Origin of the sequence: Priestia sp. JV24 (assembly GCF_025910025.1) — a bacterium.
GTDB classification, from domain to species: Bacteria; Bacillota; Bacilli; order Bacillales; family Bacillaceae_H; genus Priestia; species Priestia megaterium.
Window position 1 is genome coordinate 35,564 of the sequence record NZ_JAPCIN010000047.1, and the last position, 18,908, is coordinate 54,471.

At 34.2% G+C, this 18,908-nt stretch carries 19 protein-coding genes; 9 read left to right on the forward strand and 10 right to left on the reverse strand.

What is annotated here, in order from left to right; genetic code table 11:
• The first annotated feature begins 35 nt into the window (after nt 1-35).
• The 6 genes from OK414_RS28955 to OK414_RS28980 all read left to right on the forward strand — a co-directional run bounded on the left by OK414_RS28955 (nt 36) and on the right by OK414_RS28980 (nt 6,869).
• Nucleotides 36-1,232: a hypothetical protein gene (locus tag OK414_RS28955; RefSeq protein ID WP_263046150.1), complete on the forward strand. Its 1,197-nt coding sequence runs from the start codon at nt 36-38 to the stop codon at nt 1,230-1,232.
• The gene (locus OK414_RS28960; RefSeq protein ID WP_263046149.1) at nt 1,229-2,170 is read left to right on the forward strand and encodes a CPBP family intramembrane glutamic endopeptidase; all 942 of its coding nucleotides are present in this window, start codon (nt 1,229-1,231) and stop codon (nt 2,168-2,170) included. The genes OK414_RS28955 and OK414_RS28960 overlap by 4 nt, the downstream gene beginning before the upstream one ends.
• 22 nt (nt 2,171-2,192) lie before the next feature.
• The gene (locus OK414_RS28965; RefSeq protein ID WP_263046148.1) at nt 2,193-2,339 is read left to right on the forward strand and encodes a hypothetical protein; all 147 of its coding nucleotides are present in this window, start codon (nt 2,193-2,195) and stop codon (nt 2,337-2,339) included.
• Between the two features lie 490 nt (nt 2,340-2,829).
• Nucleotides 2,830-3,789: a glycosyltransferase family 2 protein gene (locus OK414_RS28970; RefSeq protein WP_263046147.1), complete on the forward strand. Its 960-nt coding sequence runs from the start codon at nt 2,830-2,832 to the stop codon at nt 3,787-3,789.
• On the forward strand, nt 3,776-4,162 hold the full coding sequence (locus OK414_RS28975) for a GtrA family protein (protein ID WP_170943855.1): 387 nt from the start codon (nt 3,776-3,778) through the stop codon (nt 4,160-4,162). Before OK414_RS28970 ends, OK414_RS28975 begins: the two co-directional genes overlap by 14 nt.
• A gap of 91 nt (nt 4,163-4,253) precedes the next feature.
• On the forward strand, nt 4,254-6,869 hold the full coding sequence (locus tag OK414_RS28980) for a YfhO family protein (RefSeq protein ID WP_263046146.1): 2,616 nt from the start codon (nt 4,254-4,256) through the stop codon (nt 6,867-6,869).
• Nucleotides 6,870-6,991: 122 nt separating this feature from the next.
• Here the strand turns inward: OK414_RS28980 and OK414_RS28985 are convergent, their stop codons facing one another.
• Entirely contained in the window at nt 6,992-7,993 is a 1,002-nt protein-coding gene (locus OK414_RS28985; RefSeq protein ID WP_263046145.1) for an acyltransferase family protein, read from the reverse strand.
• Between the two features lie 401 nt (nt 7,994-8,394).
• Here OK414_RS28985 and OK414_RS28990 point away from each other — a divergent pair, with 401 nt between their 5' ends.
• Genes OK414_RS28990 through OK414_RS29000 form a run of 3 tightly spaced genes read left to right on the forward strand, consistent with a single transcriptional unit; the run spans nt 8,395 to nt 10,531 of the window.
• The gene (locus tag OK414_RS28990) at nt 8,395-8,694 is read left to right on the forward strand and encodes a hypothetical protein (RefSeq protein ID WP_263046144.1); all 300 of its coding nucleotides are present in this window, start codon (nt 8,395-8,397) and stop codon (nt 8,692-8,694) included.
• A gap of 11 nt (nt 8,695-8,705) precedes the next feature.
• Entirely contained in the window at nt 8,706-9,839 is a 1,134-nt protein-coding gene (locus OK414_RS28995) for an FtsK/SpoIIIE domain-containing protein (protein ID WP_263046143.1), read from the forward strand.
• Nucleotides 9,836-10,531 (forward strand): hypothetical protein, encoded by a 696-nt coding sequence (locus tag OK414_RS29000; RefSeq protein ID WP_263046142.1) that lies wholly within the window; start codon nt 9,836-9,838, stop codon nt 10,529-10,531. Before OK414_RS28995 ends, OK414_RS29000 begins: the two co-directional genes overlap by 4 nt.
• Nucleotides 10,532-10,679: 148 nt before the next feature.
• On the opposite strand, the gene OK414_RS29005 is transcribed toward OK414_RS29000, so the two are convergent.
• The 9 genes from OK414_RS29005 to OK414_RS29045 form a co-directional block, all read right to left on the reverse strand.
• Nucleotides 10,680-10,904 carry a helix-turn-helix domain-containing protein gene (locus OK414_RS29005; RefSeq protein ID WP_047933701.1) on the reverse strand — a complete coding sequence of 75 codons (225 nt, stop codon included), beginning with the start codon at nt 10,902-10,904 and terminating at the stop codon, nt 10,680-10,682.
• 847 nt (nt 10,905-11,751) lie between these two features.
• Complete coding sequence (locus OK414_RS29010) at nt 11,752-12,369, reverse strand: hypothetical protein (RefSeq protein WP_075422781.1); 618 nt, start codon at nt 12,367-12,369, stop codon at nt 11,752-11,754.
• A gap of 161 nt (nt 12,370-12,530) precedes the next feature.
• A complete protein-coding gene (locus OK414_RS29015; RefSeq protein ID WP_263046141.1) occupies nt 12,531-13,400 on the reverse strand; it encodes a hypothetical protein in 870 nt (289 codons plus the stop codon).
• A gap of 71 nt (nt 13,401-13,471) precedes the next feature.
• A complete protein-coding gene (locus tag OK414_RS29020) occupies nt 13,472-14,191 on the reverse strand; it encodes a hypothetical protein (RefSeq protein WP_263046140.1) in 720 nt (239 codons plus the stop codon).
• A gap of 72 nt (nt 14,192-14,263) precedes the next feature.
• Nucleotides 14,264-15,031, reverse strand: coding sequence for a plasmid stabilization protein (locus OK414_RS29025; RefSeq protein ID WP_263046139.1), 768 nt, complete (start codon nt 15,029-15,031; stop codon nt 14,264-14,266).
• Between the two features lie 107 nt (nt 15,032-15,138).
• On the reverse strand, nt 15,139-16,425 hold the full coding sequence (locus OK414_RS29030) for a replication protein (protein ID WP_263046138.1): 1,287 nt from the start codon (nt 16,423-16,425) through the stop codon (nt 15,139-15,141).
• Nucleotides 16,426-17,366: 941 nt separating this feature from the next.
• Nucleotides 17,367-17,858, reverse strand: a complete 492-nt coding sequence (locus OK414_RS29035) for a hypothetical protein (RefSeq protein ID WP_047933794.1) — start codon at nt 17,856-17,858, stop codon at nt 17,367-17,369.
• A complete protein-coding gene (locus tag OK414_RS29040; protein ID WP_263046137.1) occupies nt 17,855-18,115 on the reverse strand; it encodes a hypothetical protein in 261 nt (86 codons plus the stop codon). The genes OK414_RS29035 and OK414_RS29040 overlap by 4 nt, the downstream gene beginning before the upstream one ends.
• Nucleotides 18,116-18,374: 259 nt before the next feature.
• Nucleotides 18,375-18,725 (reverse strand): LuxR family transcriptional regulator, encoded by a 351-nt coding sequence (locus tag OK414_RS29045; protein ID WP_047933791.1) that lies wholly within the window; start codon nt 18,723-18,725, stop codon nt 18,375-18,377.
• Nucleotides 18,726-18,908 lie beyond the last annotated feature (183 nt).

An 18,908-nucleotide genomic window follows, 5' to 3' on the forward strand; every position in this document is an offset into this window, starting at 1 on the left:
AGAACGAATTAAAATCTGGTAAAAGGTGAAGAAAAATGAAGAAAAAAATATTTATTTGGGGAATGATAGGATACTTTTCAGTACTCTTTCAACTGCTTTCAGTGCAGAATGCCCAGGCTTTAACACAAGAACGAAAAGTAGATTCTACCGATAATTTTAGTTCTTCTTCATCAGAAGAACTGAAATTGAAATTTAATAGTGTTTATGAGGAGGCATATAAACTAGGTGAGGAAGACGGATATAAAGGGAAGATATATGAAATCCTTTATGCTAATCAATTTTCCAAATATACTTCTCAAGAAATAGATTGGTTTAATATAGGATATATAGTTGGATATGAAAAAGGTAAGAGAAAAAGGAAGGAAGAGATAACTTTCCTAAATGAACAGGAGAAAACTGCAGGTGAGCAAGGAGGCTATCAGCAAGGACTAGAGGACTATAAGCATGCTACAGTTGCTTATAGTCCTCCTCAAACACCTGCCAAATCAAAGGATTGGAATAAAGGTTTTTCCCTTGGCTATACGAAAGCAATTGAGATTATGAACCTATCCGTCAAAGCGAAAAAGGATGGGCATCTACAAGGCTTAGAAGGAGAATCACTGAATATGCCAGAACTCTATAGCGCAGATGAGATCACAAGAAAAGCATATGAAGAAGGATTCCAAAGTGGGCTACAAGAACAGGTAGAACAATTAAAGAAAGAATATAAGCAAGAAGGATATAAACAAGGTTATGCCTTACAGGCTTTATCAGTCCCTTCAGGCTTATCTCCAGAAGTAGCAGCAGCATTTGAAAAGGGCTACTCCCAAGGTGAAAAGCAAAAACAAAAAGATGTGAAACAAGAAGGGTTCAATGCAGCTTTTACATATCTAACTTATCATTCACCTTCAGCATATCGTACAAATACAAGGTTACTAGAATGCTATAAGGAAGGGTTCCAATCCAATAAAGCAGCAAGTCGTTTAAGAAAAGAGGCTTATGAAGAAGGATGGAAACTCGGAGATAAAATCACCATTCCGACTACATATAAGCATAATAAATCAGCCATAGCAATGTATAAAGACTACTATGAACTAGGACAGAAAGAGCAAAAACAAACGGTACTTGAAATATTTGTAGGGCTACTCGTCCTAATAAGTGGAGTAGGTGCTTATACATTGTTTCGACGGAAACGAAGCAGAGAAGAAGTATTTGATTTAGAAGAGAACGCTGAAGGAGTAGGGGTAAAATGAAGAACTATCTAGATGTGGAAGAAGGAAAAAATGGCTGGAAGCGTTATTTAAGCACAACAATACTTGCTTCCGCGTTCATGTTATTAGGATCCATTATTTATATTGTAGCTGAAATGGTTATGGTTGCAGCAGATGAAAGTGGAAAAGCATACTTTGATTTTGATAGTGGAATGGCTGTAGGCGTCAATGCTAACCTTGACTTTCTTTTATCCCATATTGTTCATCTGTTTTGGATTTTTGGTCTATGGATTGGAATTCGCTTTATTCATAAAAGAAGGATGAAATCCTTAGTAACAGCGAATAAAAGGGTCAATTGGAAACGAATAGTATGGTCCTTTGGTATGTTTTCAGCTATATTAATTGTTACACAACTCATTGATGTGATATTTAACCATGGTGATTATGCATGGAACCATGTAAGTTTGAAAGAATATATTCCTTTAGTTCTTATTACATTCCTATTGGTACCTATACAAACCACAACAGAAGAACTGTTTTTTAGGGGGCTTCTTCTTCAATGGGTGAGTAAGAAAGTAAAAAAAACTATTCTACTTGCCATTATCGTTGGACTAATGTTCTCGGTGGGACATTTTGCTAATCCTGAAATGAATAAATCAATTGTATTAGTCGGGCTAGATTATATCGTAGCTGGCTTTGCTCTTACATATATCGCAATTAAAACGAAAAGTTTAGAGATTACCATTGGGGCACATGCAGCAAATAACATGTTTTTGGCCCTTTTCCTTACAACTGACGATTCTGTTTATGGGTCTATCCCAAGTTTATTTAAGGCATCTAACCCTGAACCAGGAGCTAACCTTATCTGGACGACTATTACATTTATTGTTTTTTATATCTTATGTAGAAGGAAAATAAAAAAAGAAGAAGTAACTAACGAAAATCAGCTTATTGCGTTAATGATGAGAATATATAATTAAATCAGATGGGAGATGTAACATAGTGAGTGGAAATAACGATGAAAAGCAATCATTAACTCGTGCAGAAATGAAGCGAGGCCACTTATCTACTCAACATCGCATTTTAAACGTGCTCATAGTCCTTGCATCTATTGCTGCAGTGTATCTAACTATAAAAACAATATTTTAAAGGAGCAACCCTTAAGGGTTGCTCCTTTATATTTGTATTTACTTTTAACAAAAATAGAGATCTTTAGATTTTATAATTTCATTATAAATATCTAGGGATTATTGAGGTGAAAGATTTCATAAGTAATAAAATACCTTAAATTTCATTATTTTACCATATAAAATTTATTTTTAGTAAATTTATAACCGTAAATTGTAATAAAATGTATAATTAAGCATTTTTTTATATTGAATAATAATAAATAAATAGTAAAATGATAACAGGCTTTCAAAAATAGTTCTTTTCATACATACATTGGGGTTAAAAGATCTATATAGCTTATTTGTAATTTTGTGTAATAAGTATGAAAAAATCCATAAAATTTGTATGGTAATCATAATAATTATTCTTTTGTGGACTATAGATTAGAAAATATTAAAACTCCGAATGAGTGTATTATCTTTATCTGTGATTTAGTGGTGATTCAAATAAGTACGTTAGGTGGAATGGTATGCTTTTGTCAGTTGTGGTTCCTTGCTTTAATGAAGAGAAAAATGTTCATTCTTTTTATGAATATACAACTAAAATTTTAGCAATGGAAAATTTCAATTATGAATTAATCTTTGTAAACGATGGAAGTTCTGATAATACAATTGATTGTTTGAAAGAACTCTCCGAAAAACATGAAGAAGTTTCTTATATTTCTTTCAGCAGGAATTTTGGTAAAGAATCAGCCATGTTAGCTGGTTTAAGTTATGCAGGAGGAGACGCTGTGATTTTAATGGATGGAGACTTACAGCATCCACCAGAATTAATTCCCCAAATGGTTCATTATTATCATCTTGGATACCATCAAGTAATCGCAAAGCGAAATCGAAAAGGTGATGCAATCGTAAAATCATCTTTATCTAAGCTTTATTATAAGCTTATGAATAAGTTCGTAGATGTTTCCTTAGTAAATGGTGTAGGAGATTTTCGTTTATTAAGTAGAAAAGCACTTAACGCTTTGCTTTCCCTAAACGAGTATAATCGCTTTTCAAAAGGATTATTTTCTTGGATTGGCTTTAAAGAATATACGATTAACTATGATAACGTTGTACGTGAAGAGGGAGAGAGTAAGTGGACACTCGGTAAGCTGTTTAACTACGGAATAGATGGTGTTATCTCATTTAATAATAAACCTTTACGTATATCAATTTATATGGGGTTAAGTGTTACACTGTTAGGCTTTATATATATACTTACAATGCTTATTCAAATTTGCTTTGCCGGTATAGATGTTCCGGGCTACTTTACTCTAATTTCTGCAGTTTTAATTATTGGTGGTTTGCAGTTGACCTTTTTAGGAATTATTGGTGAGTATATTGGACGTATCTATTATGAATCCAAAAAACGTCCGCATTATGTTATTGAAGAGGAGAGTTTGACATCTAAACATGAAATACATCAAAAGTGGCATACCCATGCTTAATACTCAGTTTGTACGTTTTGTAATTGTAGGATTTCTTAACACATTTAATTACTATGTTATTTATTTAATTTGCAATTATCTTTTTCATTTAGAATACTTAGTTTCTCATATTATTGGTTTTTTAATTAGCATGGTTGGTTCTTTCTTTTTAAACTCTTACTTTACTTACAAAGTTAAACCAACTCTTCGGCAATTCTTTCAATTCCCTTTGACATATGTAGTAAATATAACAGTGTCAACGAGCGCTCTTTACCTATTAGTAGATCTAATGCATATGAATGAAACGATATCCCCTATCCTAGCGTCTGTAATTGCGATTCCTTTTACTTTCGTTATTTCAAAAAAGATCTTGGTTAATAAAGCAGCAAACTAATATAAGTAAATGTAGAATCTGACAATTCACCATTTTGTCAGATTTTTACATTTTGATCAATTGAGAAAAGTTAAAGGCAGGTAACGTATTTATGTTTGATTATAAGAAAAAAGGGATGCATTTTTTTGCAGCGCTGATTTTTATCTTAGCAATATTTAGCGTTCATTTTTATTTCTATTTATCAGGTGGCTACATGACCACGAGAAATACAGATGCAACTGTACAGCTATTATTTTTTCGTTATTTTTTACATCATCAATTCTTGAATGGAGATTTCTTTTGGTCCTGGAAATATGGATTAGGCGGAGATGTTTTTTCAAACTTCAGCTATTATTACTCAACGTCTATATTTTTCCTTATTACTTTATTCTTAAAGTTTGACACATTACAAGAGGTACTACACCTAAATATTATTATCAGTTCTTTAAAACTATTTAGTGCCATGATTTTTATGTATGCTTTACTCCAATATAATAAGCGTTCATATACTGCATCTATTCTAGGTGCATTAATTTACGGAGGGTCTACCTTTTTTGCAGGTTACTCAGAGCGATTTGATTTTATGGCTGAAGCATTTGTATGGCTTCCCTTGTTAATTTTAGCCTATGATCGTTTTGTAGATGAAAATAAGAAAGGTTTCTTTATTTTCATGGTGTTTATAGTAATCACCACTAATTTTTATTTCGGTTTTATGAGTAGTGTATACTTAAATATTTATGCCGTTTTCAAGTATTTTCTTACTTCTCAGCCGTATTCACTTAAAAGTTTTATAACTTATTATATAAGGTTAATTAAATATTATATTGCAGGATTTTTATTATCTGCATTTGCGTTCTTTCCTACAGTTTATTCTTTTCTTCATGCTGGAAGATTCGATAAAGATTATGATATTCCATTACTTTATACAAATATTTTTTATCATAATGTCGTTTATAACTTTTTTTATCCATATTCGGCTTCACAAACGCTTGGTATGTCAATTGTAGGGTTAGTAGCTATTTTATTAAGCGTGCTTTATATTAAGCAAAAAGAAATGCTTGTAAGGTTATGCCTATTAATTTTCATGATCTGTCTATATTTCTTTCCATTTGCTTATTCCTTCTTTAACGGCTTATCTGCTATGCAACCTAGATGGATTTACATGCTCATCTTTACGTGTGGAATGGTTGCTGCATACGCAATTGATTTCGATAAAAAGGATTCAAAATATCGTAGCTTCTATTTAATACTGATATTTGCTGCCTTTTTATTATATGTAACCTACGTGCCATCACCTAAAGACTTACTCTATGATAAATTGCAAATCGTCTTTTTTGCTGTGTTGATAGGTGCTTTTCTACTTCGCTTTAAAATTAAACGAGTATTTTTTCTTATATGCATCATTATCGTAGCCATTTGTAGTATCGGATACAATAACTTTATGATGTTTACTCAAGATTTAGGCGATTATCAGACTCAGAAGGCTTCGACACTTCAAACCTTTTCAGGAAGTGGTTACGACAATGAAGCAGACAAACAGGTAATTCAATATATCCAACAATCAGATTCTTCTTTTTATCGGATCATGTGGAATCAAATAAATAAAGAAAATATCCCGTTATATTACAACTACAATGGGTTTAGCAGTTATCAAAGTCTTATTCCTAATAATGTACACAGCTTCTTTAAGGAAACTTATAATATAGCTCAAATGGATTCACCGAGTCGTTATAGTAATTTAGATCATCGTCTCTACTTGGAAACAGCTTTAATGAATAAATACTATATAGTAAGAAGTGGTGCTTCATTTAGCCCATACGGTTTTACATTATTAAAAGAGTTAAATGGGTATAAGATTTATAAAAATGATAATTATCTTCCTGTTGGCTTTATGTATAATCAGGCTGTATCAGTTGAGCAGTTTAATCAATTGGATGAAGTACAAAAAGATCAGCTTATGTTGCAAGCTGCAGTTGTAGAACAGGCAGGAAGTTTAGAAAAGTTCAATACTAAGAAATTAAGAAGTGAAGTTCTTTTCAAAGGAATGGATAATGTAAAACTTGAGAATATTGATAAAAATGGCGATGTATACACAGCAAGGCCCAACGCTTCTATTCAAATTCCATTAAATAATAAACAAGTAAAAGCTGGAGAGACGATTCTAAAGATGAATTTAAAGAACCTAACAACGGGCTCATTGATGCTTAATATTAATGGAACTAACTTCGAAAAGCGTTCAGTAAATAACATTTATTCTTATCCAAAAGACAATTATGCATTTAATGTTCAAAACTTACAAAACAATAGAATGATCAATATTAGTTTGTCCCCTGGCCAGTATAGTATTAAAAATGTTGAAGTTCTGTTTAATTCTTATGAAAATTACACTAACTCAGTTAATGAAATAAAGCGATCTGAATTGAAAAATGTTCACTATGATGAAAATTCATTGCAAGGTAAAGTTAATGTTAGAAAATCAGGGTTGTTATTCCTATCTGTTCCATATAGTAAAGGTTGGCATATTAAAGTAGATGGGAAAGATACTGATTTTGAACAAGTAAACGGAACGTTTATAGGTGTTAGATTACCTAAAGGTAAACATGACATCTCCATGCACTATGTGACGCCATATTTTAAAGAGTCAACTGCTATTTCTATATTCACAGCTATCGGGATAGTGGTTGTATACTTAATAAAAAGACGTAAAAAAGTAAAAAGTAGTACCTAAATAAAAGAAGCTCTTCTTAAGCTAGAAGAGCTTCTTTTATTTTTTATGCATTCAGATAAACGGAATTCAACTAGCAATGGGTTATTTTTTAAAAGTATATAACCGTATTTGTTTACTATAGCTTATTTAGGGCTATCAGCTATGGTGTGACCTGTTCCTTGTAACTTTAAAGAACTTCTCTTTTTAGTGATACCAAAAAACATAAATCTTGTAATAAACGAAAGCTTAAATAACTGATGAATGCTATATGAAATTAAGATGCCTATAATTCCTAACAAAAACCCATTATTGGTATATTTCAGACCTAATATGTATATAGGGATATGTAAAAACATAATGCTCATTGAAGCCATTCCAATACTCTCCGTCGTTTTCTCTAACCATCTATACGTTAAGTTATTACTTAAATGAAACAGAAGAACAATACATGAAATCGGTATAATTATATCAAGGTACAAATGATTATACACACCAGCTTTTAGGTCCAATTCGTAATTAAGCCTCTGCATTTGCTCTAGAATAACGATTACACTAAATACAACTATTCCTAGCGATAATATTAATTTTTTCTTTAGTATATGGACAATATTGCGACTATAATACCCAATAGCATAGTATGGTAAAGCAATTAGGACAGTGTTTATGCTCCAAGGTAACATGAGCTGACTGATTCCCTTTACGTGTGCTAGCCCATAAAAAACGGTCATTATAAAAATTATTAGAATTTGTGAACGAAACATATACGTTATTAATGCAAACGTTAACTGTGTAACAAGTAAGCACGTTACGAACCAGAAAACTCCATAGTAATAACCAAGTTTTCGTCCACCGTATAACAGGGATTCAATCGACCAATCTTGATTCTGTATAATGATAATTCCAAGGATACATAAACCAAAGAAAATATAAGGAATCATTAACCTATTTACTTTTTTAAAAGACCAGTTAAGTAACTTTTTAAATTCGAGAGTTGGGGCGAAGAGATAACCACTTATTATAAAGAATAGTGGCATATGAAACCAAAAGAAATAATGATGGGTAAATTCATTGCCTGTGTGCCCTAATACAACAGTAATAATTCCTATTCCCTTCAATCGATCAATCCATTTATTATATTGCTGCATGTCCTATCCCCTAAATAATAAATTTCAATGCTGTAATTTCCATTATAAGTCTGTATTTAATAATCCAACAACATTAATTTTAAATTTTCAAAAAGCATGTCTTACATCACTACCTATTCCTCCCCTACTGCAGTAAGGGCTCTTTTTTATTTTTTGAGTGTACAGGCAAGCTTACTGTAGTAGATACATAGTATCTAAAGAATCATAACTCCATTACTTAATCAGTAGCTAGTTCAGTATCGCTACCGCGTTAATACAAGCTTTATACGCCTCATGAAGCCCTTTATCGAATCTGTAAGGGAGCTGAGCCGAAGAGGCGAAGGGGGCGACCGAATGGGTTGAGCTGAAATAACTGAGACATGAAAGGCGAAAAAATAAAAAGAATGAAAGTAGGTACCAGCATGAGAAAAACACGATGGTTTGACTTTCGAAACTTCTTTCATAAACCTTCTTTAACCTTCTCAATAAAACCTCGTCCTTTTAAAGCTTATTCGTTTGTTCCTTTTAGTCCACTTACCATGCTTGATCCTACCATTCTAACCATAGGAGGTATTGTCTTAGGAATTGCATTAATTGAACAGATATTAGAGGGATTGGGTGTAATGGATCTTGCTGGTCAGTTTGAAAAAGTGATGCGGTTTATCTTGCCCGTCACCTTTTATGGAGCCTTACTTTACTTCTTTGCGACATTTATGTTTTGAGGAGGGGTTAGATGTTTGAGAAACTAAAATTGCGTGGAAAGCTTATTAAAGCGTTTCGTACAGCAGAAATTTATCGGGTCATAAAGCGTGGGGATCGTACCTCCTATCAATTTCCGAAGATCCATCAGATCGATCACCAGAATAACTATACTCGGTATGCCTTTTCTTTACTTAATGGCATTGATCCTGAACTCTTAACGAAAAAAAGATGGGCATTACGACAAGTATTAGGCAGCAATATTGAAGTGAATGGCAGCTTAAAAAACTTTAGTATTACCGTTCATCACAAAGACTTACCTACCATGCTTAAATATGATTATGAAACAATCCATCCTCACATTGAGAAAATGGAGCTGCCTGTCTGCATTGGTCAAGAAATCTATGGAAACTTCATTTCGTGGGACTTTGCGGATCTGGAAACCTTGCTTATAGCTGGTGAAATTGGAGCAGGAAAAAGCAGTCTCATGCGTGTGATCCTCACAACATGGGTGAAATATGCCTCTCCTGAAGACTTGCGCTTAGTGTTGGTGGATCTTAAACGAGCAGATTTGGGGCTATTTCATGGGATTGAGCATGTGGATGCGCTTTGTTTTGAGGCAAAGGACATGAGAAAACCTTTTGCTTTATTACGAGCTGAAATGTATCGAAGAGGCGATTTATTGTTAGAGCACGGTGTGACGCATATCAGCAGGCTCCCTTTTAAGCTGCCTCGTATCGTTGTGGTAATTGATGAAATGTCCATTGTAAAAAGAGAAACGGATCTTGTAGAGATGATTCAACAATTTGCGAGTCAAGGTCGTGCCCTAGGTGTTCATACGATTATTGCCATGCAGCGTCCAGATGCGGATTTATTAAATTCAGCACTCAAAGCAAACTTACGAGTTCGGATCTCTGGAAGGCAGGCCGATGCGATAAATGCAAAAGTAGCCGGAGTCATCGGTGCCGAAGAAATTGATGCCGCAGCCAGGGGTCGTATGAAAATTAAAATTGATGAAGTGAAAGAGTTTCAAGCCTACTTCTTAGATGAAGGAGCTTGTAAGGAAATACTTTCACCTTATAAAACGCTCGTAAAAGACCCTGAACCAGAACTAGAAGTGGTATCACAGTCTATTTTTGGTTTATTAGAGAAGGAGGAGCAGCGATGAGTTTCCGGTTATCTCAACGTGATAAAGACATCATAGCGTTTATTAATCAATTTAGAGCCGTGGATCGAGACTCATTAGTGGACCTGATCTTTAAACAACTGAAATCGCCCGTAAATGCATGTAATAGCGTGATGGTACGTTTGTATCGATTAGGGCTCATTGAACGCACACAGCAGTATTCTCCGACGGTCTATTTGCCTGTGGATGCAAAAATCAAAAAGAACTCTCAAAAAATATTACATTTCCTTTCTATCTTGGATGTCTATAAACAAATATGTACGTATAGCACACCTAAACAGATTATTGTCGAAGATAAGCCCACTGGAAGAAAAGGAGGCATTGAACCGGATCTCTTTTGTATTTTTAAAGGCTCTCCGTTTTGGATTGAAATTCAACGAAATCAGTATTCAGAACAGAAAATGCAAGCGAAGATTAACCTCTATGAAGAGTTTTTCTTTTCGGATGAATGGCAGGCGTTACATTGGCAGCCTCAGGACCGATCAGCTATTTTCCCTTCCATAATTTTGATTACGCCCGTTCGTTATGCCATGTCTTCAGACCATATCCGTGTTATACAGGTAGCAAGTATTCACGAACTGATGGAGAAATACAAAAGTCCTGTAAAATCGCAAAAAGAAGCAAGATCAAGAACCAATGTTTCTTCTGGTGGAGTTAAGATCAAATTGACATAATTATCACGGCTGCATTAGAAAGTATAAAGATTAAGATTATACACCTAAAAAAGATTAGAGGATTAACGTTTAAATAGAATCACTGGAACAAAGCTTATTCTTCAATAGAACCATAACCTCATGTTATAACTAAATAACATGGGGATTTTTAATTAAAAAAGTCATTTATATCTTTGTTTTTATCAATTTTTTTTACCGTATCTATGATTTTTTTTAGTATCTTAGGTGTTGGTATGTAATCTTTCTTATTACACAAGCGCCAAACGGTATTACGTGAAACCTTTGCCCGTTCTGCAAACTCTGTTTGCTCAATACCTTCTCTATCTAGCCACTTGCCGAATTTGCTACGTTTTGGATTATTCCATGGTAACATTTCTACATCACTCCTTTTCTATTATCCTGTCCAATTTTCACCTACTTTAACCTGCTTTCATCTAGGTGAAGCAAAAAGTGGGCATAAAGAGGTGAATTTCGAATAGAATAGAAGAAATTAAGCCAATTTGTGTATCCTGTCGATATTTTTGGAATAGTCATATAGCATGAATACAGTTAAGACCGCCTTATACACTAATACATAATGGGCGGTCTTTGTTATGGTTATGTTTTGATTTTTAACTATTTAAAAGATAGAAAATCTTACTTAAAGGAGAATCTCCTTCTGTACAATGATGAAAAATAATTAAAAAGCTATTTTTATATTGGAATATTTTTTTGTTTTTTATATTTATTCCAAGTAATCATACCAAATATACACAAAAATATGATTAATAACTCAAGTTGAACTTAATAGATTGTAAGTTAACCTTGAGTTATAAGAAGCACCTTTTGATATCGAATAAGTGAACTTAATAGATTAATGGGTTTAACTAACAATAGCAAAATCTTTGTTTAATCTAATTCATGTTGAACTAAAGGTTAACTAAAGCGGTGATATATCATCGTTATGCTATGCGTATAACGCTATAATGGTTGTAACGGGTTATGCTATAAAATATCATTAAATGTTATTTAAACAAACTTCATTAACCGACACATCGCTATAACGAGTAATTTTTAGCGAAAAAACAGCTCTTAATCGCTATAACGTAGAAAAGAATATTGTGCTAGTATAAAAAAACAAAAAACCTCAGATTGCCTCTGAGATTTAAAAAGGGGTTATGAAACGTATTTTAGATTTTATATTTAACTATGCAAGTAACAAAAGAGGTTTTACCGTTCCCTTATGTTCTCCCAAACAAACGAGCGATAAAACCTTGTTTCTTTTGCTCTTCTAATTTATCTGTAGCAGCTGCGATAAGTTTCATGGATTCATTCTGTTCTTCCCGTTGCTCTTGAAGCATTCTTATACCTTCCATAAGCCGATTATCGCGATCCATTAACCTTTTATCCTGTTCTTCAAATTTCTTTTGTATATATGTATCACGTTCTTCAAGACGTTCTGATAATAACTTAATGAACTCAGTCTGTTTATTAATCAGTTCTGTTTGTTCATCTATACGTTTGGACAACGCTGCCATATCACCATTATGCTGGTCATTTTGTGTTTGATTTGCTGTAACGGGTACTGCTATACCTTCTCCTTTAAGTATTGGTACGAGTTCGTTTGCAGCTTGTTCTAGCGTCATGCTAGTGTTAACTTTAGCACTAATTAATCTTCGAATCGCCATAATGTCTTTATCACTATATTGTCTATGACCTTGATCGTTTTTACCAAAACTCCATCCGGCTCTTTCAAGCTGATATGCATACTTTCGTAAAGTAGATTCTTTTATAGCTAGCATAGCAATCAAATCGCTTGGTGAATAATACACTTTTGAGTAATTATCTTCACTGGACATAGCGACCCTCCTTTGATTTCACTTGTTGTTTGTTTCGCTATAGCAGTAGTACAATCCTTTCTATCATAACAAAATAACAACTATATAGAGTAGTATTTTAGTTTGTTAGTAATAAAAAAAAGACCTATTACAAACTTGACAATAGGTCTCCAAAATTTCTCTTAAATTTTGGAATGTAAAAGAGGAGAGACAATGCGCTCATTTGATAGGTATGTCTTTTCCTTTGAGAATAGCTTTAATCCCATAATATCGGGATGAACCTGTACAGTGACGGAACGATAATGTAAGCCGGAAACTTCTACACTAGGAAAATCATTGTTGAGCTTCTTATTGTACTCAGGTTTGAAATAATTGATCAGAGCTGCTTCCGTTGCGTCTAAGATTTGATTATCTAATTCCAGAGGAAGATTCTTTGTGATCTCCTGTAGTTGAACCAGATCTTCGTCCTCACTGTCTATTTCCTCTAATAACTGTGATTTGAACTCCAATAGTAGAAGGGCTAGATCTTTTTCAGGATAGTTACGTAAAATATCAGCTTCTACCTTCTGCAACATAGGATCAGACATTAACTCTTCAGCAGGAAGGCGCTCTCCATTTTCTCCAAATGCTTGCCCAATATAAACAATCTTTGTATCTAGGTAATACTTTGATTCCTCAAGGTAGACATGAAGGAGATTTAACTCGACAGGGCCTTTCTCCCAACCTGTGAATACCATCGCTTTACGTGGCTTCTCATAATCAAATTCAAACTTTCTGTGATCAAATTCTGGCATATCATCCGAAATAATAGAAATATCCAGTGTCTCTCTAGAAGTATGTTCTCCTGTCCCAACGATTACGTCAAAACGTATATAATCTTCAAAGAATTGAACAGAATCTTCATCTATACTTAATTTTGGGGTAAGTGTAGCCACGTAAATATTATATCTTCGATCATCTGGCGATAAATAATTTAAATCAAAAGGGTAGCTCATGCTTAGATGATAAGCCCATGTTTGCAGTCCATAGTCTGGCATATAGTTAGTATTCATAGCTGCCTTCATAGATAGTACGTTATTTCTGATAATCATAGACAACTGGAACTTTATCCATTTTTACAGATTTATCTGAAGAAAACCTTATTAAGCATTTGTCTAAATTTTGATTTGTGCGATTCATTTGTTTGAATCTGTGATAGTTCTTCTTGTATTTCTAACAAAGAAGTTTCTATATTCTCTAGGTCTTCAAAAGTTCTATAGGGTTCACAACGTGGATTATAGTCCAATTCATCTGCAAGGTATGCTGCACACGAATTAGGATTTCCTACATAATCCTTTAAAATTATTCCCATAGCTTTTGCCCTTTTAAATAGGTCAGTCCTTTTGGGATCAGGCGTATAGACCTTTACTGTAGCATAAACCAAAGGAATTCTAGCTACTTTTGCAAACAATACACGATGATTTCCATCACCAATAGAAAATTTCCCTTTATATTCACTGAGTATAATTGTATTCCCGCCTAGGCCAAACCCATTCATCTTTACACGTTGCTCTGGAGTGCTTTTCATGTATTTTAAAAAATAACTAGGGTCATCTAAGAACTTCCTACAACGACCAGGTTGATTTGACTTTTCAAAAGCTTCTATAAGTGAATGATTTGAATACTTAGAGTGACGTGTATTATTGATGTGCTGTGGATTAACCAACTTTTCTACTTCAGTTTTTGTACAACAGAATGATTGAAACTCTGGCCAATCATTCATTTTTTTAAGTAGATAATCTTTTGGGTTATTCCTATCAATTTCTAGCTTTTGATAAAATTCAGCCATATCCTTTGTTTCCATAGGACTAGACAACTCCTTTGATAATTCTACTAAAATAAGTCCAGATTTAATTTCTGGTTTTTAAAAGCTCAATTATTTTTGATATTCGTAGACCACAGGAACTTTATCCATCTTCACAGTTTTGGCTACAATATAACGACGATATCCATCTTTTAAGACTTTCGATTCTTTATCAATTGTTAAAGGCTTGTCAAGGTGTCCTGTACGCTTCACAAACTCAATGACTTCTTCTGTTTTCGCAGGGTTTGGACGTGTCTTTAAGAAGGCTTCAGGAACGATAATGTCCTCAAAACTTACGACATCCTTTGTCCCTTTGGGCTGTATAGGTTGCTGCTTCTTTTGTGGCGCAGCCTTTTTCTCTTGAACAGGTGTTTCTTTCACTTCTGGCTGTATAGTTTTCGTTTCTGTTGCTACAGGCTGAGAGACAGAATCTTGCTTTTCCTCCTGCTTAGTAGCTGCAACCTCTTGTTGAGCCTTAGAAACCTCTTGTTGGGCTTCTTTCTTATCTTTTGACTCATTGGCTTCTTTATCGTTTTTATTCGGGAGAACGGTAATCTGGAAGCAGATGATACCAATTTCTCCAGGGCACTCGTCAATAGGAATATCTAACGTTGGTTCCCCTTGAACTAAGATCTTTTCATGCATAATACTCTTTTTTGTCAGTCCGGTTTTATTAAAGGCTTTCTTGGCAACAAACACCGTATACGAAATAAAGGTGCTCTTTTTCAGACCTTTAGGCGCAGAAGGTGAACCTTTTTCACGCATATCAAAGGCAACGTAGCGATCGTATTCTCGTAAGGGACCTGTCGCAGATCCTGTTAGGGTCATTTTATGGGGCATCGTGATCTCCTCCTACATAGATTTATATATTAATTATTTAGAACATATTTCTAAATAATAATACTCTTATTAAACATCAGCTACCAAGGGATTTCTTCACTTTTTGATTACGAAACGGTGCCTTGTAATTGGGCATGTTCGTGTAATAAAGCCTGTTCTTCAGGTGTTAAGGCTTGTCCTAGATCTTGTTTCAATTGCGCCATTTCTAACGAACTGTACGTAGAACTATGCTCTTTGAGTAAGTTTTCTTCTTCTGGCGTTAGTTCTTGCCCTAAATCTTGCTTTAATTGAATCATTTCAAGCTGTTGATCCAGAGAGATAGCTGTATCTTGTATAGGCTCTTTTTGCTCCTGTTCAGCTTGTAACCAAGCAGGAACCAATTCCTTACGAATGATATGTTTAGGCGTAAATAGAGCTGCTGTTTCAGTTTTAGTATGTATGTCTGACTCAGATGGTTGATCTTCTGTATTTCCTTTTAGTAGATTACTAAATTGATTATAAGCAATTTGATAAACTAAACGGCACATTTCATCCAGTGATAGGGTAGTACCCTTATGATTCGCCTCGTGGACATATTTATCTAAGCCTACAATCGCTGTATAAGCGACTTCATGAACTTGCTCTTTAATAATCTCAATCTCTGTATCTCGTTTTACTGCTTTTGCAGCATTTTGAATACGAGCATAAAAATCTTTTAGTTGATGACCATATTTACCTGCATACACATTATTTACTTTCTTAGGCACACCTTTGATATAAGCAAATGACTGGGAAGCAGATATTAAATGATTCTTTAAATGCTTTTTAGGTAAATCAAGGTTAATAAAGGAGGACGATTCTTTTTGGCCCTCAAAGCTTGGTGTATCAACGTTTTCGGCACTTTCTGGACTTGTCACAGGAGTTGTCACAGGAGTTGTCATTTCTTCTTGTTGAAGCGTTTGGACACCAGTTGTATCATGGGCAAAAAAGATTTCATCACAAATTTGATTAAAATTCTTATGGCTTTTAAGGACAAATACATAGCTGTCAGGATGAGCACCTGTTGTATCCTCTTTAATGTAACGTGCCACAAGTATAAAGGGTGTATCTTTTAATGATTTCACAAATCGGGAAACCGTACTTTTAGATACGTTAAATTTTTTCATCAGTGTTTCTGAACGGATCGCTTGAATACCCGTAGCTACAAGATTATAAATTACATAATCTAACATTTCCATACGTTTTTTAGGGAACTCTTTATGTAAGGCCAATTGTTGTTGTTTAAAATGAGTACGAAGTGTTTCTAAAAACGCTTCTTTCTTTTTGCGAAGGGTCGGTTTTTCTTTCCATAACCATGTGAATCGTCCATTGAAGGTATTTACATCTTGTAAATAGCAGGTAAAGAGCTTTGTCATTTGTTCATCTTCTCCTTTAAGGAACACAAAAAAGACACTGTTTCCCTGAAGAAAGGAAAACAATGCCGTGATTTTGATGAACTAAGCCCTTGAAATAGATGTCAATTTCGTATAAAATAAAGCCATAAGTTTTATTTTATACAAAACTACACTATTAACAAGAGACTTCGACAAGTGTTTTCCCTACCGTAACTAGGGGGAACGGTTTAAGAGTGCTGATACACTACTTAAACAGTTGAAGTCTTTTTTCTATCCGCACGTTTTTGTTAGTTTTATTATAGCGTTAACTAGTCTCATAATTCAATAAAAATTAGCAAAATATATCAAAACAAGTATTTTTAGCTACGATCCGTTTGTTATTTCTTTAGGAGTCGACTTCATCATAGCTGAATTTGTGGAATCTGGGGAGGGGTATTTTTTTACCCCTCCCTAAATAGTTAAAAGTGTGATATAATGCTCCATTTTTATAACGTTAAAGATCTGGTAATTTGTATACTTTTAATGATAAGGGTAAATAGCTATTCTGGGTAGGGTGATTTTTTCTAGTCCTTTTTTGGTAGACGGGGTGAGAAAAAATCACCCTATTCAATATGCTCATAATATGATAGGGGTAGCTTTTAACTATAAAGGCAGAGGGATAGTTCTGGCTTCAAAGATCGTACAGGAAGTTCTTATGCTTTGTATAAGCTTCTTTAATGTCTTCTGAATAGTTTTACACCTTCTTTATCCTTAGAAGCTCACAACGGCTGTTAAAAGTGTCAGCAATGAACTATACAGTTTGTTTCTGATAAAACAAACGTAATGTATCTATCAAGGCATAGGTAAGAAAGCTATTTTTACTCATTAATGGCCTTATTAAACGTAGCTACTACAAATCTGCATCTCATTATATTATAAAAACAGAAAAAGCAGGCTAAAGCCTGCTTTTATAAACGCTACGATTAATCTTCAAATAAATGGTCCATTTCTTCTGCAGCTTCTCGTTTTCTTTTTTCCCTGAACTGCATTTTTTCTTCTTGAATCTTGTGTAGTGCAACTCTTTTGGCCTTCTTAGTAGCCTCTGTTTCACCGAACTGTGTGGACTTAAACTTTTGAATATTTAAATGGTCATATAAATTATTAACGAGTTCCATTAATACCCGAGTGTCTATTTCTGTGTTCTTTGTCGTTTCTTTTATCTCACTTAACTCATCGTCTAAGTACTGATAAAATCCACTTGCTCTTTTCAGGTAAGCTTGACCTATTGCGTCAATTGTAGCAGCATCTAAAAATGTTTCATCAGGTTCATTATTTTTTAATCGTTCATATTTTCGAATGATATCTGCAATGGCATCCCCTGGAAAACGATAGCCTCTTTCTTTCATATGTTTATGAAGATATTCATCAGCCTCTTCACTTAAAGAAATCATTCTTCTGTGTTTGCTTGCTGTCATTCTTCTTCATCCTCTCCAAAGAGTTTATTGAATGTGCGATCCATATTTGCCATCGCATCTGAGCATCTTTGCATTGTATCTATCGTTCGATCATACAAATCATCAATCGCTTGTTCTCTCTTTTCTACTTCTTCCATAATCGATAATGTTTCAATTTGTTCTTTCAAAAAAGCTTGTCGAGAAAGACCTTTTTCTTTGGCTAAACGATCTACTTTACTTACAGCAACCGGACATACATTTCTCACTTTAATCTCCATGTTTGTTCTCCTTTTCTGTGTTTTTATTGCATCAACATAAAAAGCGTAAAAAACATCTTGAAGAGCATAAGGGGTTTTTGCCCCCACAGGGTGTGTGGGGCTAGGCAGAGCCTAGCTTCACCGTGATACCACGAAAGTTGCTTAGGTGCACACCTTAAGGTTCCTTTCTGGGTATATAGTGTGGATATAAAGTCTCCTTTACAGGTGACTCTTTGTGTATATTCTGACGATATGAAGTCCCTCTGCAGGTCACGTCAGTTTATTGGGATTGAAGAAGTTTTCTTGATGATTCGTACTCTAAATGTTGAAATTTTTTAACAGCTTCTTTCATGGAGGATACACCTAATTTGCGTATAATCGTTTGTCTTTGTGATTTGATTGTGGCTTCTTCTTTAGACAGAATTAACTGCATTTCCCGTCCAGAATATCCATCTAAAGCAAGCGCAAAAACTTGTTGTTCAGCAACGGTAAATTGATTAAGAAATACTTTTTCTTTCAGGATTTTGCATTCTTCTTCTACACGTTTTAGTCGAGCAACTTCATCAACTAAATCAGATGCTACACTCAAAATATGTTCAATTCCCATTAAAAGTTTTTCGCTTTGTTCCATAATAAGACCCTCCTGTTTTTTGAGGGCAACCCATGTTATAATAGAGGTCCTTACGAGTTCTACATGGGATGCTTTCCTGGCAGGGAAAGTGCCCTTTTATTTTGTTTTTTTCCTTACTTCTTTGAATCTTTAAAGAGTTCTTTCTCCAAAAGTTGAACAAGAAATTCTTTTTTGCTCACACCC

Excerpts from the sequence above, each read along its gene's own strand:
- OK414_RS28955 (WP_263046150.1), top strand. The coding sequence starts at position 36 with ATGAAGAAAAAAATATTTATTTGGGGAATGATAGGATACTTTTCAGTA.
- OK414_RS28960 (WP_263046149.1), top strand. The coding sequence starts at position 1,229 with ATGAAGAACTATCTAGATGTGGAAGAAGGAAAAAATGGCTGGAAGCGT.
- OK414_RS28970 (WP_263046147.1), top strand. The coding sequence starts at position 2,830 with ATGCTTTTGTCAGTTGTGGTTCCTTGCTTTAATGAAGAGAAAAATGTT.
- OK414_RS28980 (WP_263046146.1), top strand. The coding sequence starts at position 4,254 with ATGTTTGATTATAAGAAAAAAGGGATGCATTTTTTTGCAGCGCTGATT.
- OK414_RS28985 (WP_263046145.1), bottom strand. The coding sequence starts at position 7,993 with ATGCAGCAATATAATAAATGGATTGATCGATTGAAGGGAATAGGAATT.
- OK414_RS28990 (WP_263046144.1), top strand. The coding sequence starts at position 8,395 with ATGAGAAAAACACGATGGTTTGACTTTCGAAACTTCTTTCATAAACCT.
- OK414_RS28995 (WP_263046143.1), top strand. The coding sequence starts at position 8,706 with ATGTTTGAGAAACTAAAATTGCGTGGAAAGCTTATTAAAGCGTTTCGT.
- OK414_RS29000 (WP_263046142.1), top strand. The coding sequence starts at position 9,836 with ATGAGTTTCCGGTTATCTCAACGTGATAAAGACATCATAGCGTTTATT.
- OK414_RS29005 (WP_047933701.1), bottom strand. The coding sequence starts at position 10,904 with ATGTTACCATGGAATAATCCAAAACGTAGCAAATTCGGCAAGTGGCTA.
- OK414_RS29010 (WP_075422781.1), bottom strand. The coding sequence starts at position 12,369 with ATGTCCAGTGAAGATAATTACTCAAAAGTGTATTATTCACCAAGCGAT.
- OK414_RS29015 (WP_263046141.1), bottom strand. The coding sequence starts at position 13,400 with ATGAATACTAACTATATGCCAGACTATGGACTGCAAACATGGGCTTAT.
- OK414_RS29020 (WP_263046140.1), bottom strand. The coding sequence starts at position 14,191 with ATGGAAACAAAGGATATGGCTGAATTTTATCAAAAGCTAGAAATTGAT.
- OK414_RS29025 (WP_263046139.1), bottom strand. The coding sequence starts at position 15,031 with ATGCCCCATAAAATGACCCTAACAGGATCTGCGACAGGTCCCTTACGA.
- OK414_RS29030 (WP_263046138.1), bottom strand. The coding sequence starts at position 16,425 with ATGACAAAGCTCTTTACCTGCTATTTACAAGATGTAAATACCTTCAAT.
- OK414_RS29035 (WP_047933794.1), bottom strand. The coding sequence starts at position 17,858 with ATGACAGCAAGCAAACACAGAAGAATGATTTCTTTAAGTGAAGAGGCT.
- OK414_RS29040 (WP_263046137.1), bottom strand. The coding sequence starts at position 18,115 with ATGGAGATTAAAGTGAGAAATGTATGTCCGGTTGCTGTAAGTAAAGTA.
- OK414_RS29045 (WP_047933791.1), bottom strand. The coding sequence starts at position 18,725 with ATGGAACAAAGCGAAAAACTTTTAATGGGAATTGAACATATTTTGAGT.